Annotated in this window: 16 protein-coding genes; 3 read left to right on the forward strand and 13 right to left on the reverse strand. The window is 53.0% G+C overall.

Translation table 11 applies throughout. The features are described from left to right. Positions 1-195 precede the first annotated feature (195 nt). On the reverse strand, positions 196-1,299 hold the full coding sequence (asd, locus tag ACJHXB_RS11730) for an aspartate-semialdehyde dehydrogenase (protein WP_000799962.1): 1,104 nt from the start codon (positions 1,297-1,299) through the stop codon (positions 196-198). Between the two features lie 191 nt (positions 1,300-1,490). On the opposite strand from asd, the gene yhgN reads away from it, so the two are divergent. Further along, positions 1,491-2,084, forward strand: a complete 594-nt coding sequence (gene yhgN, locus ACJHXB_RS11735; RefSeq protein WP_001002544.1) for an NAAT family transporter YhgN — start codon at positions 1,491-1,493, stop codon at positions 2,082-2,084. A gap of 56 nt (positions 2,085-2,140) precedes the next feature. On the opposite strand, the gene gntU is transcribed toward yhgN, so the two are convergent. The 5 genes from gntU to ACJHXB_RS11760 all read right to left on the reverse strand — a co-directional run bounded on the left by gntU (position 2,141) and on the right by ACJHXB_RS11760 (position 7,225). Beyond that, positions 2,141-3,481 carry a gluconate transporter gene (gntU, locus tag ACJHXB_RS11740; protein WP_000210111.1) on the reverse strand — a complete coding sequence of 447 codons (1,341 nt, stop codon included), beginning with the start codon at positions 3,479-3,481 and terminating at the stop codon, positions 2,141-2,143. Positions 3,482-3,484: 3 nt separating this feature from the next. Further along, positions 3,485-4,012, reverse strand: coding sequence for a gluconokinase (gene gntK, locus ACJHXB_RS11745; RefSeq protein ID WP_000108318.1), 528 nt, complete (start codon positions 4,010-4,012; stop codon positions 3,485-3,487). Between the two features lie 138 nt (positions 4,013-4,150). Beyond that, on the reverse strand, positions 4,151-5,146 hold the full coding sequence (gene gntR / locus ACJHXB_RS11750) for a gluconate operon transcriptional repressor GntR (protein WP_000730252.1): 996 nt from the start codon (positions 5,144-5,146) through the stop codon (positions 4,151-4,153). Positions 5,147-5,369: 223 nt separating this feature from the next. After that, positions 5,370-6,065 (reverse strand): quercetin 2,3-dioxygenase, encoded by a 696-nt coding sequence (yhhW, locus tag ACJHXB_RS11755; protein WP_000639811.1) that lies wholly within the window; start codon positions 6,063-6,065, stop codon positions 5,370-5,372. Positions 6,066-6,187: 122 nt separating this feature from the next. Next, positions 6,188-7,225 (reverse strand): oxidoreductase, encoded by a 1,038-nt coding sequence (locus ACJHXB_RS11760; protein WP_000236280.1) that lies wholly within the window; start codon positions 7,223-7,225, stop codon positions 6,188-6,190. A 334-nt stretch (positions 7,226-7,559) separates the two neighbouring features. On the opposite strand from ACJHXB_RS11760, the gene yhhY reads away from it, so the two are divergent. Continuing rightward, positions 7,560-8,048: an N-acetyltransferase gene (gene yhhY, locus ACJHXB_RS11765; protein WP_001469402.1), complete on the forward strand. Its 489-nt coding sequence runs from the start codon at positions 7,560-7,562 to the stop codon at positions 8,046-8,048. Between the two features lie 60 nt (positions 8,049-8,108). Here the strand turns inward: yhhY and ggt are convergent, their stop codons facing one another. Continuing rightward, a complete protein-coding gene (gene ggt / locus ACJHXB_RS11770) occupies positions 8,109-9,851 on the reverse strand; it encodes a gamma-glutamyltransferase (RefSeq protein ID WP_000595104.1) in 1,743 nt (580 codons plus the stop codon). 119 nt (positions 9,852-9,970) lie between these two features. Here ggt and ACJHXB_RS11775 point away from each other — a divergent pair, with 119 nt between their 5' ends. Continuing rightward, the gene (locus tag ACJHXB_RS11775; protein WP_000825996.1) at positions 9,971-10,411 is read left to right on the forward strand and encodes a DUF2756 family protein; all 441 of its coding nucleotides are present in this window, start codon (positions 9,971-9,973) and stop codon (positions 10,409-10,411) included. Here ACJHXB_RS11775 and ugpQ read toward each other — a convergent pair. The 6 genes from ugpQ to livF form a co-directional block, all read right to left on the reverse strand. After that, positions 10,398-11,141 carry a glycerophosphodiester phosphodiesterase gene (ugpQ, locus tag ACJHXB_RS11780; protein WP_000073586.1) on the reverse strand — a complete coding sequence of 248 codons (744 nt, stop codon included), beginning with the start codon at positions 11,139-11,141 and terminating at the stop codon, positions 10,398-10,400. The two genes, ACJHXB_RS11775 and ugpQ, sit on opposite strands and share 14 nt — an antisense overlap. Beyond that, positions 11,138-12,208, reverse strand: coding sequence for a sn-glycerol 3-phosphate ABC transporter ATP binding protein UgpC (gene ugpC, locus ACJHXB_RS11785; RefSeq protein ID WP_000907822.1), 1,071 nt, complete (start codon positions 12,206-12,208; stop codon positions 11,138-11,140). The genes ugpQ and ugpC overlap by 4 nt, the downstream gene beginning before the upstream one ends. A gap of 1 nt (position 12,209) precedes the next feature. Next, complete coding sequence (ugpE, locus tag ACJHXB_RS11790; RefSeq protein ID WP_000572164.1) at positions 12,210-13,055, reverse strand: sn-glycerol-3-phosphate ABC transporter permease UgpE; 846 nt, start codon at positions 13,053-13,055, stop codon at positions 12,210-12,212. Continuing rightward, on the reverse strand, positions 13,052-13,939 hold the full coding sequence (gene ugpA, locus ACJHXB_RS11795) for a sn-glycerol-3-phosphate ABC transporter permease UgpA (protein WP_000099289.1): 888 nt from the start codon (positions 13,937-13,939) through the stop codon (positions 13,052-13,054). The genes ugpE and ugpA overlap by 4 nt, the downstream gene beginning before the upstream one ends. 175 nt (positions 13,940-14,114) lie before the next feature. After that, entirely contained in the window at positions 14,115-15,431 is a 1,317-nt protein-coding gene (gene ugpB, locus ACJHXB_RS11800; protein ID WP_000803191.1) for a sn-glycerol-3-phosphate ABC transporter substrate-binding protein UgpB, read from the reverse strand. A 397-nt stretch (positions 15,432-15,828) separates the two neighbouring features. Beyond that, complete coding sequence (gene livF / locus ACJHXB_RS11805) at positions 15,829-16,542, reverse strand: high-affinity branched-chain amino acid ABC transporter ATP-binding protein LivF (RefSeq protein ID WP_000416895.1); 714 nt, start codon at positions 16,540-16,542, stop codon at positions 15,829-15,831.

Raw genomic sequence — 16,542 nt, forward strand, 5'->3', positions numbered from 1 at the left:
ACGGCGCAGCACTCTGTGCATCCTCTCTGCGTCGTCCTCACTTCAGGTAAGGCTGTGAATACTCATGTATTCAGCCACCCTTAAAGAATAGCCAATGCTCTATTTAACTCCCGGTAAATCATGAAACATCTGCGCTTACTCCTGTATTACGCACTAACAGGGGCGGCATCGCGCCCCAGATTTAATGAATAAAGATTACGCCAGTTGACGAAGCATCCGACGTAGCGGCTCCGCGGCCCCCCACAGCAGCTGGTCGCCCACGGTAAAGGCTGACAGGAACTCCGGTCCCATATTCAGCTTACGCAGACGGCCTACCGGCGTGGTCAGCGTGCCGGTAACGGCAGCTGGGGTTAGCTCACGCATAGTGATTTCCCGATCGTTCGGAACGACTTTCGCCCACGGATTGTGCGCAGCCAGCAGTTCTTCCACGGTCGGAATAGACACATCTTTTTTCAATTTAATAGTGAATGCCTGGCTATGGCAGCGCAATGCCCCGACACGCACACATAAACCATCTACCGGAATTACGGAAGATGTGTTGAGGATCTTGTTGGTTTCCGCCTGCCCTTTCCACTCTTCGCGGCTCTGACCGTTATCGAGCTGTTTGTCGATCCACGGAATCAGGCTACCCGCCAGCGGCACGCCAAAGTTATCCACCGGCAGCTCACCGCTACGGGTTAAGGTTGTGACTTTGCGTTCGATATCGAGAATAGCAGAGGATGGGGTCGCGAGTTCATCTGCCACATGGCCATACAGATGGCCCATCTGGGTTAATAACTCACGCATATGTCGCGCACCACCGCCGGAAGCGGCCTGGTAGGTTGCAACGGACACCCAATCAACAAGATCATTGACGAATAAACCACCCAACGACATCAACATCAGGCTTACGGTACAGTTACCGCCAACAAAAGTCCTGATGCCATTATTTAATCCGTCGGTAATGACGTCCTGATTGACGGGGTCAAGAATGATGATGGCGTCATCTTTCATGCGCAGAGATGATGCTGCGTCAATCCAGTAACCTTGCCATCCGCTTTCACGAAGCTTTGGATAGATTTCGTTGGTATAATCGCCGCCCTGACAGGTCACAATGATATCGAGGGCCTTTAGCGCCTCCAGATCAAAGGCATCCTGAAGTGTGCCAGTGGTTCCGCCAAAAGACGGCGCAGCCTGACCAAGCTGAGAAGTAGAAAAGAAGACAGGGCGAATGGCGTCGAAGTCGCGCTCTTCAACCATGCGTTGCATGAGAACGGAGCCGACCATACCGCGCCAGCCGATAAAACCAACATTTTTCATAAGCGTTTTTTCCTGCAAAGATGTGTGCTGTATAAATGTGCCGGTCTCCTCTTGGCACATCTTTCACCATACAAAAAGCAGCCAAAGTCGCAAGTGAAATTAATCAATGATAGCGAAGCCATCAGTAATGCGACTTATCCTGCTTTGTTAGCACGCAGAAAGTCCGCGGCAATTATCAGGGAATTTGAGTTATGAATGAAATCATTTCTGCAGCAGTTTTATTGATCCTGATTATGGATCCGCTCGGAAACCTACCTATTTTCATGTCCGTACTGAAACATACTGAACCGAAAAGACGGCGGGCAATCATGGTGCGAGAGTTGCTTATTGCTCTCCTGGTGATGCTGGTGTTCCTGTTTGCGGGTGAGAAAATTCTGGCATTTCTTAGCCTGCGGGCAGAAACCGTCTCCATTTCTGGCGGCATCATTCTGTTTCTGATCGCCATTAAGATGATTTTCCCCAGTGCTTCAGGAAATAGCAGCGGGCTTCCGGCAGGTGAAGAGCCGTTTATCGTGCCGTTGGCAATTCCGTTAGTCGCCGGGCCGACTATTCTCGCCACGCTGATGTTGTTGTCTCATCAGTACCCGAATCAGATGGGACATCTGGTAATTGCTCTGCTGCTGGCCTGGGGTGGCACCTTTGTCATCCTGCTACAGTCTTCGCTATTTTTACGTCTGCTGGGCGAGAAAGGGGTGAATGCACTTGAACGCCTGATGGGATTGATTCTGGTGATGATGGCAACCCAGATGTTCCTCGACGGCATTCGAATGTGGATGAAGGGGTAACGAGGAGAGTTTTTCGAAAAGAGCCCGGTAGCGTCACAACTACCGGGCGAACAAACTTAACTCAACAGCTGGAACGCAATCATCCCAACGATGGCACCGACAGTGCCGAGGATGGTTTCCATCATGGTCCAGGTTTTCAGCGTTTCGGCTTCGGTCGCGCCGGTAAATTTACCGAACAACCAGAAACCGGCGTCGTTAACGTGGCTGACAACAATCGAACCACCGGCGATACAAATCGACAGCGCCGCCATTTGCGCTCCGGAATAGTTCAGTTGTTCAATAACCGGCATCACCAGTCCCACCGCCGTTAAACAGGCAACGGTGGCAGAACCCTGAATGATGCGCACTGCAGCTGCCAGCACGAAGCAGGTGATGGCAATCGGCAGGCCCATGCCGGTTAACGCTTCGCCCAGTGCCGGACCTACGCCAGAGTCAACCAGCACCTGTTTGAACACGCCGCCTGCACCAATCACCAGCAGAATGATCCCCGCCGGTTGCAGCGCGTGACCGCAAATCTCCATCACTTTGTCTTTTGGCATGCCCTGACGCATTGCCAGGCCATAAATCGCTACCAGACAAGCAACCAGAATCGCGGTAAACGGATGACCAATAAACTCGAACCATTCGTAAGCGGTAGAGCCTTCTGGCACAAAACGCGCGGCAATGGTTTTCAGCCCTACCAGCACCAGCGGCAACAGGATCAGCGACAGGCTGAATCCGAAAGATGGCATTTTGCCTTCGCCGAGATGCGGTTCGCTGATGTCGTCAGGAATATGCAACTCCACGTAGCGGCTGATGAAATTACCCCACAGCGGCCCGGCAATAATCATTCCCGGAATTGCCGCACACAGGCCAATCAGGATCATCCAGCCAAAGTCGGCGTTCATCTGCGATGCCAGCAGCATTGGCGCTGGTCCAGGCACCAGGAATGCCGCCGCTGCCGCCACGCCTGCGAATAATGGGATTACAAGCTTCACCAGGTTCGTACCGGTGTGGCGCGCCATTGAGAAAGCAACGCTAATCAGCAGAACAATCGCCACTTCAAAGAACAGCGGTAGTGCACAAACCAGCCCCGCAAGGCCGATGGCATAATGTGCGCGGCTGTGACCGAAGGATTTGAGCATTTTGACGGCAATCTGATCGACTGCGCCGGTTTCATGTAAGATCTTGCCAAACATAGCTCCCAGGGCGACAACCACCGCCAGGAAGCCGAGGGTGCCTCCCATCCCTTTTTCCATCGTCGCTGCGATTTTATCGAGCGGCATACCGGAAAAAAGGCCAGCCCCCATGGACACCACCATCAAAGCCAGGAAAGCGTGCATACGCGCCTTCATGACTAAAAACAGCAGCAGTAAAACAGACCCTACTGCTGTTAAAACAAGCGTTAATGTAGTCACTACTTATTTGCCTTTTTTAATAACCTCAATGGTGCTTGCCACAACACCTTCCAGCGGTTGATCGATATCTACCACCAGCACATCGGTTTCGTCCGCACCCGGCTCCTGCAGCGTTTCAAACTGCGTCACCAACATTTGGGTTTTAAAGAAATGGCCTTTGCGCGCTTTCAGGCGGTTTTCAATCACATCAAAATCGCCTTTCAGGTAGATGAAAGAGAGATTCGGATTACCCGCGCGTAGCAGGTCGCGATAGTGTTTTTTCAGTGCAGAACAGACAATCAGCGACACTTTATTAGTGCGCTGCATAGCAAACGCGGCGTCGTTCAGCGCCTGCAACCACGGTTTGCGATCGTCGTCATTCAGCGGTTCGCCAGACGCCATTTTTTCGATATTGCAGCGCGGATGGAGGAAATCGCCATCAAGAAACGCGGCATGAAGTTGATGCGCCACTTCACTGGCGACCGCAGATTTGCCGCTGCCCGATACGCCCATCAAGACGTAAATGTGGTGATCATGGTTAGTCGTGCTCAAAGTGGTGCCCCCACAATACAATAATTAAAAATGTTACGGGTAACTGTTATCGGTAACATTGTCCGGCCGGACAATATCAGAAGCAATATCCATCCGTGCCTTAAGTGTATAAGTGTGAGCTACTTCAAATTTGTGGGCTTAAATAGATCCGCCCGGTGACAAGGTGAAACCTAAATCTAACATTTTCGGTGTCACAGATTCGCCACGAATACGCGCCAGCAGGCGTTCAGCGCCAATACTGCCCATCCGCTCACGCGGCGTCAGTACGCTCGCCAACCGTGGTTCCATCACCTGACCAATGTCATGACCATGGAAACCGGCAATCGCCATATCGTCAGGAACTTTCAACCCCAGACGCTGGCATTCAAACGCCGCGCCGACCGCCAGGTCATCATTAGTACAGAACACGCCATCCAGCTGCGGATATTCCCGCCTCGCCTGGCGAATCAGTTCAATACCGGAAGAGTAAGAAGAAGATTGCTCAACCATCACGCTATATGGCACCAGGCCTGCATCCAGCATCGCCTGTTCGTATCCCTTCTGTTTGATGATAGTACGTTCATCGAGACGTGCGCCGAGATAGGCAATGTGGCGATGCCCGCGAGCAATAATGGCAGTGGTCATCTGGCGTGCCGCTTCAAAGTTATCAAAACCGACGGCGATATCGAGGCATGGCGACTTGCTGTCCATCAGTTCCACCACTGGAATCCCCGCCACTTCAATCATCTTTAAGGTGCGCGGCGTGTGCGTACGTTCAGTGAGGATCAGGCCGTCGATATTCCAGGAGAGCATGGATTCGAGGCGTTCTTGCTCCATTTCCGGTTTATAACCGTAGTGGGCCAGCATGGTCTGATAACCGTGCGCGTCGGTGACGCTTTCGATTCCACGTAATACTTCCGCAAAAACCTGGTTGGTGAGAGAAGGTAACAGGACGCCAATCGCCCGGCTGGTGGCGTTAGAGAGGATATCGGGTGCGCGATTGGGAATATAACCCAGTTCATCAAGAGCGGCGGCAATCTTGCCGCGTAGAGCGACGGAAACCTGCTCCGGGTTACGCAAAAAGCGGCTGACCGTCATTTTGGTCACGCCTACACGGTCAGCCACATCCTGAAGTACGGGTCTTTTCTTTTTCATCGTCCTGAAGGTACAAAAGAGATAGATTCTCTTAGTTTAACACGGACGCATCAGAACCTTCCCGGGGAAAACAGTGCTTGTTTACAATTATTAGATATACACTAAATCAATTGCATCGCATTGTGCTAACGACACGGCAAAACCCCGGAAGCGTACATCAGCACGCGACCGGAGCGAGCGAGGAAGCCTGCAAAAAGGCAGGCTTCAAAGATGCCGTTGAGTTTTAAACCGGCGGCAGATCGAACAGTAACACTTCGCTGTCGCTATCCGCATGGATGGAGATTGCCTGCTCATCCCAGATTGCCAGACCATCGCTGGTCGAGGCTTTCACGCCGTTAATGGTGACATTGCCTTTCACCACCTGGATCCAGACGCGGCGTTCAGCGGCAATCTGATGCACCGACTGCTCATCTTTCAGCAATGCCCAACGATACAGTTCCATATCCTGATGCACTTTCAGCGAACCATCTCGCGCATCCGGCGAGAGCACCAGCTGTTTGCCCTGTACGGCATCGAAGCGACGCTGTTCATAACGCGGCGTAATACCGTTTTCTTCAGGCATGATCCAGATCTGATACAGATGCAGACGCTCGGTGCTGCTTGGGTTGTACTCTGAGTGACGAATACCCGTACCCGCACTCATAATCTGGAACTCACCCGCCGGAACCTGCTCTTTATTGCCCATGCTGTCCTGATGCTCAACAGTACCTTCCAGCACGTAGGTCAAAATTTCCATATCTTTATGCGGGTGAGTGCCGAAGCCCTGCCCTGCTTCAATCACGTCGTCGTTAATCACGCGCAGCGCGGAGAAGCCCATAAAGTTCGGATCGTAATAGTTGGCAAAAGAGAAAGTATGCCAGGAGTCCAGCCAGCCATGATTTGCATGACCACGTTCATTTGCTTTGCGTAAGTAGATCATTTTTATTCGCCCCCTGAATGATTTCGATGGGCTTAGTGTGGACCCGATCCGCCTGGGATGATAGAGGGTGAAAATTGACCCCTCTGTTCAAAAAAATTGAACTATTCGAGGGGCCATCAAACTTACTTCGCGAGAGTCACTGTGGAGGGAGAAGCTTGCTCAAAACCGCGTTCAAGGATTTCCAGATTGGTAAGAACTTCAGATTCCTTGACGTAATTTGGCGCACCGTTGGTGATGGTTTGGTACAACGCATCATAAACGCGCCCATAATCGCCCATTTCTGGCTTCATCTCTTCTCTGACCGTCACGCCCTCGTCATTGACATACTCCAGCACACCGACCGAATCATCCGCCGCGAATCCCGGTTCGCCCGGCATAATATTAGCCTTGAGGCTGGTTTCCTGCTGGTCGATACCGTATTTAATAAACGAACCTTTCTTACCGTGAACGATAAATTTCGGATAATCGATTTTCACCAGATGGCTGGTTTTGACGATGGCTTTCAGGTCGCCATAAAACAGCTGCGCTTCAAAGGTGTCGTCAGGATTGGCTTTATTACGCAGGCTGCGGATGTCATAAGCGACGTGATCCGGGCGACCGAACAGAGAAATAATCTGGTCCATCGTATGCACACCAAGGCCATAAAACGCGCCATCCTGCGGCAGTCCAGGTTTGGTTTCTGCCACCGGGCGGTAATAGTCAAAATGGCTTTCCACTTCGACAATCTCTCCCAACTTGCCGCTTTCAATCGCTTTTTTCGCTGTCAGGAAGCAGGAATCAAAGCGACGATTCTGATACGGCGTGACGGTCAGCCCTTTGCTTTTCGCCAGTGCAAAAAGCTCTTTCGCCTGCGCAATTGTCGGAGTGAACGGTTTTTCGACCAGCACATTTTTCCCGGCTTCCAGCGCGCGCTTCGCGTACTCGAAGTGGCTGTCCGCGTGGGTGCAGACAACAACCAGCTTAACATCGGGATCGTTTAGCACTTCGTCGAGATCGCTGGTGAAATGGATATGGGAATAAATGGGAGCCTGTTCTTCCGGCTTCGCATGGCGACGAAAAATATGCGCGACATGCCAGCTATCCTTGCGGTTAAGTACATACGGCAGATGGTAACGGGTGGTGCTTTTGCCGAAGCCAATAAAGGCGCAGTTGATGACCATGATTTCGTCCTTTTTAAGGTGATTATTTACACCTTAGCGCAAAGCGGACGTGGTTCCTACTGGAGTGCGCATAACGAACACAAGCACTTCCCGTGGATAAATTGAAAACGAAAGATCAAAAAAAAAGCCAGCACCCGGCTGGCTAAGTAATACTGGAAGCAATGTGAGCAATGTCGTGCTTTCAGGTTCTCCGCGAGGGTCTTCCTGATCGCAAGACAATAATAATCATTCTCATTCGCACTTGTCCAACACTTTTTGCAAAAAAAATGCATTTGACTCGCATTTGAAAGTCAATGATGTTGAAAGGGACATTTACCCCAAAGAGGACAAAGGAATGAGTGAGATAGTGATACGCCATGCTGAAACGCGCGATTACGAGGCCATCAGGCAGATTCACGCCCAGCCGGAGGTGTATTGCAACACACTACAACTACCTCATCCTTCGGAAGGCTGGTGGCCAGAAAGATTGAAAGATCGCCAGGGGTTTAAACAACTGGTTGCCTGCATTGATGGCATCGTGGTGGGTCATCTTTTCATTGAGGCTTATCAAGGCCCACGCCGCAGTCATGTTGCAACTTTTGGTATCTGTGTTGACTCCCGCTGGCACAACCGCGGCGTCGCCAGCGCCCTGATCCGCGAATTGATTGAAATGTGCGATAACTGGCTACGGATAGATCGTATTGAGTTGACGGTGTTTGCGGATAACGCCCCGGCAATCGCCGTCTATAAAAAATTCGGATTTCACATAGAAGGCACCGGCAAAAATTACGCTTTTCGTAATGGTGAATATGTCGATGCGTATTATATGGCGCGGGTGAAATAGAGAATTTGTAATCTCAGTTTGTCATTTAAGCCCTCGCCTATCGGGAGAGGGCTTAAGATATTAATACCCCGCCGTTAAATCATCCACCGAGCGCGGATCGGATGCACCGTACAGCTCACCGTCCGGCCCAACCATAATGCTTTGTGTGCTGCCCATCGCCTCTTTCAGCGCCACTTTCTGACCTTTTTCTTCCAGCAGCTTGAGCGTATCCGGGCTAAACCCTTTTTCGACACGCAGCTCGTCCGGCAACCACTGATGGTGGAAACGCGGCGCATTGGTCGCTTCGGCGACGTTCATGCCATAATCGATACTATTCACTACCATTTGCAGCACGGTGGTGATAATCCGGCTCCCGCCAGGGCTACCGGTAACCAGCCAGGTTTTACCGTCTTTCACCACAATGGTTGGTGACATCGACGACAGCGGGCGTTTGTTCGGCCCGACCGCGTTGGCATCACCGCCCACCAGCCCGTAAACGTTCGGTACGCCCGGTTTGGCGGAGAAATCATCCATCTGGTTATTAAGCAGAATACCGCTCTCGCCCGCGACAATGCCCGTCCCGAAGGTGGTGTTCAGCGTATAGGTCACCGCCACCGCGTTGCCGTCTTTATCCACCACTGAGTAATGGGTAGTTTGATTACTCTCATAAGGCGCAAGCTTGCCAGGACGAATTTCGCTGGATGGCTTCGCTTTATTGATATCTATTTGATCGGCAATAGATTTGGCATAGGCTTTATTGGTCAACGCCTGCCACGGAACTTTGACAAAATCCGGGTCGCCAAGATATTCCGAGCGGTCGGCGTAGGCATATTTCTCCGCTTCTGCCATGATTTGCATCGCATCGGCGCTGCCAAAGCCGTATTTCTGCATATCGAAGTTTTCCAGGATATTGAGGATCTGCACGATATGAATCCCACCGGAAGATGGCGGTGGCATCGAGTAAACCTGATACCCGCGATATTCGCCGCTAATCGGTGTACGTTCGACCGCTTTATACGCCGCTAAATCTTCTTTAGTGATCAAGCCACCGTTTTTCTGCATCTCCTGAGCGATCTGCTCCGCTATTGTGCCTTTGTAGAATTCGTCCGGGCCGTTTTCGGCAATCATCTCCAGGCTCTTTGCCAGGTTCGCCTGCACCAGCTTGTCGCCCTTTTTCAGCGGCGCGCCCTCTTTCCAGAAGATAGCCTTGCTGTTTTCGTGATTCGGCAACACTTCGCTACCGTAGGTTTTGAGATCGTCAGCCAACGCGTCGTTAACGATAAAACCATCGCGTGCCAGTTTAAACGCCGGTTGCACCACTTTGTTCAACGGCATGGTGCCGTATTTATCCAACGCCAGCGAGAAACCTGCTACCGTACCGGGCGTACCAGAAGCCAGATGCGAAGTGAGTGATTTTTTGCTGTCCGGGTTACCCTGATCATCAAGGAACATATCGCGGGTCGCTTTGGCGGGTGCCATTTCGCGGAAATCGATAGCGGTGGTATTGCCATTTTTCGAGCGGATCAGCATAAAACCACCACCGCCCAGATTCCCTGCCTGCGGATGCGTTACCGCCAGCGCGTAGCCCACAGCCACGGCGGCATCAACGGCATTCCCGCCCTCCTTGAGGATATCCACCCCCACCTGAGTGGCAGTAGCATCTACAGACGCCACCATCCCCTGTTTCGCGCGTACCGGATGAAAGACATCTTCCTCCACGCCATAAGAAACAGGTGGCGGAGGAGGCGCGGCGGCGGCGCTAAAACAACTTCCTGAGAGCAGAGCAGCAATGGCCACCCGGCGTAAAAACGTCGGTTTTATCATCGTTATTCTCCAGAGATTAAGGGGCAACCCCAGCTAAGCCTGGTATATAACTCTGAATTAATCATCGTTTTGCCGGGAAGCGAGTAAACTTAAAGGATATCTTCAGAGGAGGATACGCGATGAAACGACTTCTGATTCTTACGGCACTCCTGCCGTTTGTCGGCTTTGCACAGCCCATTAATACTCTGAACAACCCCAACCAGCCGGGATATCAGATCCCCAGCCAGCAGCGGATGCAAACCCAAATGCAAACGCAGCAAATCCAGCAAAAAGGGATGCTGAATCAGCAACTGAAAACGCAAACTCAGTTGCAACAACAGCATTTAGAAAACCAGATAAACAATAATTCTCAGCGGGTGTTGCAGTCACAGCCGGGGGAGCGAAATCCCGCCCGGCAGCAAATGCTGCCCAATACCAACGGCGGGATGTTAAACAGCAACCGTAATCCGGATAGTTCGTTGAATCAGCAGCATATGTTGCCGGAGAGGAGAAACGGCGACATGCTGAATCAGCCCAGCACGCCGCAGCCTGATATACCGTTGAAAACTATTGGGCCGTAAAGTTCGGACCAATCACATCAATCGCATCGGTACAGATGCAATCCACGCCCCAGCGCAGCAACTCTGCCGCGCGCTGGGGTTTATTGACGGTATAAACCAGAATCCGTAATCCGGCGTCTTTCAACTGCATCACTCGCGCTTTATCGAGCAACTTATGATTGAGATGAATAGAGACGCAGCCCAGCCGCGCGGTCAGTTCTCGCCAGTCGTCGCGCCACTCATCAAGCAATAAACCGCGCGGCAGTTCTGGTACTGCTTGTTGCGCGGCTTCTAAAGCATCAATCTCAAACGATGACAGCAGCGGCGACGTCATACCAGCCCACAGTTCGCGTGCAGCCAGCGCCACCATTTTGCCCGTTAATGGCCCGGTGCCAGTGGTGGGCTTGATTTCGATATTCGCCATCATCCCGTGTTCACGACAGCGTTCCGCCACCTGCGAAAGCAACGGCAGCGGCTCACCTTTAAACGCTTTGCTGTACCAACTGCCCGCATCCACGCGCAGTAAATCCTGCCAGTTCAGTTCACCCGCGACGCCCCAGCCGTTGCTGGTGCGTTCGAGATTGTCGTCATGGAGCAAGAAGATCTCGCCATCCTTCGATAACTTCGCGTCAAATTCGATCATCTTATGACCGTATTTTGCCCCGACGTCGATTGCTGCCAGGGTGTTCTCCGGGGCCAGTTTACCGCCGCCACGATGGGCGACGATGCGGGGATAAGGCCAGTTACTCATACTCGTTGTCCTGTTTCACCATCAAAAAGATGTAGCTGATTTTCCGGCAGATGCAGCCACAGCGTGCTGCCTGCCGTCGGGCGCTCCTGATGCGCCAGTCGCACCACCAGCTTCTGTTCGCCCCAGCGTCCGTGCGCCAGGTTATCTGCGCCGAGGATCTCCAGCGTGTCCATCACCAGCGGCACGCCACCTTCAGCCTGCGAACGTAGCGTAATATGTTCCGGGCGAATGCCGAGAGTCATTTTACGTCCAGCATACTGACGGTAGCCACCGTTTAGCGGCAGCGCGATACCGCCATCCAGTTCGAAATGCGTGCCTTCGTTATTCACACGCCCTGCCAGCAGATTCATCGCCGGACTGCCGATAAAACTCGCCACAAACAGGCTGGCGGGCTTTTCGTACACTTCAACTGGCGTGCCAATCTGTTCGGCAACGCCGCCGTTCATCACCATTACTCGCTGGGCGAGCGTCATCGCCTCAACCTGATCGTGGGTAACGTAGAGTGAAGTCGTTTTCAGGCGACGGTGCAGCTGTTGCAGTTCAAGACGCATCTGCACACGCAACTTGGCATCGAGGTTAGAGAGCGGCTCATCAAACAGGAACACTGCCGGCTCACGCACAATCGCACGCCCCATCGCCACACGCTGACGCTGACCGCCAGATAGCTCACGCGGGCGGCGCTTAAGCAGGCCGTCCAGCTCCAGAATGCGCGCCGCTTCTTTAACACGTTCGGCAATTTGTTGCTTGCCCATGCCGCGAATTTTCAGCCCCCACGCCATGTTCTCCTCTACGCTCATATGCGGATAGAGCGCGTAGTTCTGGAACACCATCGCAATCCCGCGATCTTTCGGCTCCATTTCGGTGACACGCTTGCGGTCGATCCAGATATCGCCCGTCGTTACCCGCTCCAGTCCGGCCACCATTCGCAATAACGTCGATTTCCCGCAGCCAGACGGCCCGACCATCACGATAAATTCGCCATCCGCCACATCAAGGGTCAGCGGTTTAATGACCTGGGTTTTGCCATCCCAGCTTTTGGTTACTGCCTGTAATTTCAGTCCTGCCATCTTATTTCTCACTATCGACCAGGCCGCGCACGAAGGCACGCTGCATCACTAAAACAATCACTACTGGTGGGATCAGGGTTAACAACATCGCCGCCATCACCGAGTTCCATTCCGTGGTGCCTTCGCCTGTGGCGATCATCCCTTTAATCCCTGCCACGGTGGTGCCTAGATCCACGTCGGTAATAATCAACAACGGCCACAAATACTGGTTCCAGCCGTAGATAAAGGTGATCACAAACAGCGCCGCCAGATTGGTTTTGGACAGCGGAAAAACGATGTCGCAAAAGAAACGCATTGGTGATGCGCCGTCGATCCGCGCGGCTTCCACCAGCTCATCCGGCAGCGTCATAAAGAACTGGCGGAACAGGAAGGTGGCGGTCGCCGAGGCCATCAGCGGCAGCGTTAAGCCGGCGTAGCTGTCGAGCATCTTCAGATTGGCGATGACTTCCACCGTCGGGAAAATACGCACTTCAACCGGCAACATCAGAGTAATAAAAATCATCCAGAAGAAGAGGTTACGCAGCGGAAAACGAAACCAGACAATGGCAAATGCCGAGAGCATCGAGACGGTAATTTTGCCGAGCGTAATGCTGAACGCCATCACAAAGCTGTTAAGCAACATCCGCCAGAAAGGCGCACTATTCGTGCCTACCCCGTTCACCCAGATGTTGTGGATGTTTTCCAGCAGATGCGTGCCGGGGATGAGCGTCATCGGCGCGGCGTAGACGGCCTGTTTATCCAGCGTCGCCGCGACAAACGCCACGTACAGCGGGAAGAGGATCACCGCAATCCCGAGGATCAGCATGGTATGGCTGAATATCGTCAGCCACGGACGGTTCTCAATCATTGGTAACGCACCTTGCTTTCAACATAGCGGAACTGCACCACCGTCAGCACGATGACGAGGAACATCAACACTACCGACTGCGCGGCAGACGAAGCCAGATCCAGTCCGGTAAAGCCTTCGCGGTAGATCTTATAAATCAGCGTCGTGGTGGCCTGTACTGGCCCGCCGGACGTGGCGGCGTCGATCACCGGGAAGGTGTCGAAGAAGGCATACACCAGGTTCACCACCAGCAGGAAGAAACTCACCGGAGCGATAAGCGGCAGCGCAATCTTAAAGAAGCGGCGAATCGGGCCTGCACCGTCGATGGCTGCGGCTTCGATCAACGAACGGGGAATGGATTGCAGCGCGGCATAGAAGAACAGGAAGTTGTAGCTGATTTGCTTCCACACCGAGGCAAACACCACCAGAAACATCGCCTGACCGCTGTTTTGCGCGTGGTTCCAGTCGTAGCCGAACTCAGCGAGAAAATGGGTGATCAGCCCGCGACCAGGGTTAAACAGGAAGATCCACAATACGGCGGCAACGGCGGGAGCCACGGCATACGGCAGCAGCATCAAGGTTTGATAGAAACGGCTGCCGCGCACGATGTACTCCACCAGCGCCGCAAAGAACAGCGACACCAGCAAACCACTGACGGTGACAAAGGTGCTGAATTTTATCGTCGTCCAGAAGGAGTCGAGATAGTAGCTGTCATGAAACAGCGTGACGAAGTTATCCAGGCCGACAAACTGGCTGGAGAAACCAAACGGATCGACGCTTTGCAGCGAGTACCACAACGCTTCGCCCGCAGGCCAGATAAAAAAGATAACGGTGATGATGAGCTGCGGCGCGACCAGCAAATAGGGCAGCCAGCGCGAGCGGAACACCGGACGGGATGATGACATAGTTAAACTCTTCGTGTTGTGTTCCCCTCACCCCGGCCCTCTCCCCAGAGGGGCGAGGGAGAAAGGCGGTGCATACTTTCCCACCGAGCGAAGTTGCAAACCGACACGGCACCTGGATACCACGCCGATCGGTCCCCTCTCCCTTTGGGAGAGGGTTAGGGTGAGGGTAAGAGAATTAAGACTTCGTAGACTGCTCAAAGCGGCGCAGTAACTGATTCCCACGCTCAACGGCGGTATCCAGCGCCTGCTGTGGCGTCTTCTTACCGGTCCACACGCTCTCCAGCTCTTCATCCACAATCACGCGGATCTGCGGCATGTTGCCCAGACGCAGCCCTTTGGTGAACGGCAACGGCGGCTTATTCAGCATCTGACGCGTCGCGGTATCCGCCCCTGGGTTTTTCTCATAAAAACCCTGCTCACGGGTCAGGTCATACGCCGCTTTGGTGATTGGCAGATAACCAGTTTTCTGATGCCACTCGGCAGCGTTTTCTGGCTTCGCGAGGAAGTCGAGAAACTTCGCCACGCCGGTATACGTTTCTTTATCTTTGCCCTGCATCACCCACAGGCTGGCTCCGCCGATAATGGCGTTTTGTGGCGCATCTTTCGCATCGGCGTCGTAAGGCATCATACCTACGCCGTAGTTGAATTTGGCGTACTCACGAATATTGGCAAGAGAACCAGAAGAGGCGGTGGTCATCGCGCAATCACCGTTATAGAACTTCTCGGTGGATTCATCCTTACGACCGACGTAGCTGAAGTCGCCCTTCTTGTTCATCTCTTCGAGCATGGCGATGTGTTTCACCTGCTCCGGCTTGTTGAACTCCAGCACCGCGTCCGTGCCGTCAAAGCCGTTGTTTTTGCTGGCAAACGGCAGACCGTTCCAGGCGCTAAAGTTTTCCAGTTGGATCCAGCCCTGCCAGCCGCTGGCGTAGCCGCACTTCATGCCGGAGGCTTTCAGTTTTGCGGCATAGTCCGCCAGATCCTGCCAAGTTTTCGGCGGCTGTTCCGGGTCTAACCCCGCTTTCTTGAAGGCGTCTTTGTTGTAATAGAGAACAGGAGTCGAGCTATTGAACGGCTGGGAGAGTAAGTGGCCGGTTTTGCTGTCGGAGTAATAGCCTGAAACCGTCGGCACAAACTGCGACTCATCGAACTGAATCCCCGCCTCTTTAAACACGTCATACACCGGTTTAATGGCTTTCGACGCCATCATGGTGGCGGTGCCAACTTCATAAACCTGCAAAATAGCCGGAGCGTTGCCGGTACGAAATGCGGCAATCCCCGCGCTTAAATTCTGTTCGTAGTTGCCTTTATAGGTCGGTACAATTTTGTAATCCGGGTTTTCGGCGTTAAAACGTTGGGCAAGAGAATCCACCTCTTTACCCAGTTCCCCTTCCATAGAATGCCAGAACGGAATGGTCGTCACTGCCTGTGCATTCCCCATTAACGCCAGTCCGAGCGCCAGTGCTGAAGCTGTATAATGTAACGGTTTCATCGTTTATCTCTCTTGTTGTACCGAATGCGCGAATTCACGCGTTTTATGCTCGCGGGGTAACATGACATGCTCGAATTACAGAAAAATAACTTTTTTGTTACATTTGTAAGATAGTAAGGTGTCAGAAAGATGACAAGGCGGTGACGGTACGGGTGAGGGAAAATGGGAGATGGGGCACGGATAAGCGGGAAAAATAGAAGGTCTGAATCAAACTCTACAGATTGCTCATCGTTTCATGCCGGATGCGGCGTAAACGCCTTATCCGGCCTACAAGATCGTGCAAATTCAATATATTGCAACTCACCCAGTAGGCCTGATAAGCGCAGCGCATCAGGCAATTTTACATTTGTAACCTGTCTCAAAGGAGTCTTTTGACTCCTTATCAATCAACGTGTTATTACCCGCCTAAATACGCACTTCTCACCGCTTCATTTGCCAGCAGCGCGTCGCCGGTATCGGAGAGCACCACATGACCGTTTTCCAGCACGTAGCCGCGATCCGCCAGCTTCAGCGCCTGGTTGGCGTTCTGCTCGACGAGGAAGATGGTCATCCCCTGCTCGCGCAGCTGCTCGATGGTGTCGAAAATCTGCTGGATGATAATCGGCGCAAGACCGAGCGATGGCTCATCAAGCAACAATAAACGCGGGTTGCTCATCAGCGCGCGACCAATCGCCAGCATCTGCTGCTCACCGCCGGACATGGTGCCCGCCCGCTGAACACGGCGTTCATGGAGACGCGGAAACAGTTCATACACCCACTTTATGCGTTCCTGGAACTGGTCACGTTCAGCAAAAAAACCGCCCATCGCCAGGTTCTCTTCCACCGTCATCCGCGAGAAAACACGACGCCCTTCCGGGACAATCGCCACCGCTTCGCGCATGATTTTCGCCGTCTGCCAGTCGGTAATGTCTTTATCATCAAACACAATTCGCCCGCTGGTGGCGCGTGGGTCGCCGCATAACGTGCCGAGCAAGGTGGTTTTCCCCGCGCCGTTCGCGCCAATGAGGGTGACAATCTCGCCCTGATTGATATGCAGGCTCACCTCATGCAGCGCCTGGATTTTGCCGTAGTGGGCGCTGACTTTGTCAAAGGACAACATGACTTTTTCCAT

The sequence above is a fragment of the Escherichia sp. WS3227_2 genome (assembly GCF_046486495.1).
Lineage (GTDB): Bacteria > Pseudomonadota > Gammaproteobacteria > Enterobacterales > Enterobacteriaceae > Escherichia > Escherichia coli.

Excerpts from the sequence above, each read along its gene's own strand:
- asd (WP_000799962.1), bottom strand. The coding sequence starts at position 1,299 with ATGAAAAATGTTGGTTTTATCGGCTGGCGCGGTATGGTCGGCTCCGTT.
- yhgN (WP_001002544.1), top strand. The coding sequence starts at position 1,491 with ATGAATGAAATCATTTCTGCAGCAGTTTTATTGATCCTGATTATGGAT.
- gntR (WP_000730252.1), bottom strand. The coding sequence starts at position 5,146 with ATGAAAAAGAAAAGACCCGTACTTCAGGATGTGGCTGACCGTGTAGGC.
- yhhW (WP_000639811.1), bottom strand. The coding sequence starts at position 6,065 with ATGATCTACTTACGCAAAGCAAATGAACGTGGTCATGCAAATCATGGC.
- ACJHXB_RS11760 (WP_000236280.1), bottom strand. The coding sequence starts at position 7,225 with ATGGTCATCAACTGCGCCTTTATTGGCTTCGGCAAAAGCACCACCCGT.
- yhhY (WP_001469402.1), top strand. The coding sequence starts at position 7,560 with ATGAGTGAGATAGTGATACGCCATGCTGAAACGCGCGATTACGAGGCC.
- ggt (WP_000595104.1), bottom strand. The coding sequence starts at position 9,851 with ATGATAAAACCGACGTTTTTACGCCGGGTGGCCATTGCTGCTCTGCTC.
- ACJHXB_RS11775 (WP_000825996.1), top strand. The coding sequence starts at position 9,971 with ATGAAACGACTTCTGATTCTTACGGCACTCCTGCCGTTTGTCGGCTTT.
- ugpQ (WP_000073586.1), bottom strand. The coding sequence starts at position 11,141 with ATGAGTAACTGGCCTTATCCCCGCATCGTCGCCCATCGTGGCGGCGGT.
- ugpC (WP_000907822.1), bottom strand. The coding sequence starts at position 12,208 with ATGGCAGGACTGAAATTACAGGCAGTAACCAAAAGCTGGGATGGCAAA.
- ugpE (WP_000572164.1), bottom strand. The coding sequence starts at position 13,055 with ATGATTGAGAACCGTCCGTGGCTGACGATATTCAGCCATACCATGCTG.
- ugpA (WP_000099289.1), bottom strand. The coding sequence starts at position 13,939 with ATGTCATCATCCCGTCCGGTGTTCCGCTCGCGCTGGCTGCCCTATTTG.
- ugpB (WP_000803191.1), bottom strand. The coding sequence starts at position 15,431 with ATGAAACCGTTACATTATACAGCTTCAGCACTGGCGCTCGGACTGGCG.
- livF (WP_000416895.1), bottom strand. The coding sequence starts at position 16,542 with ATGGAAAAAGTCATGTTGTCCTTTGACAAAGTCAGCGCCCACTACGGC.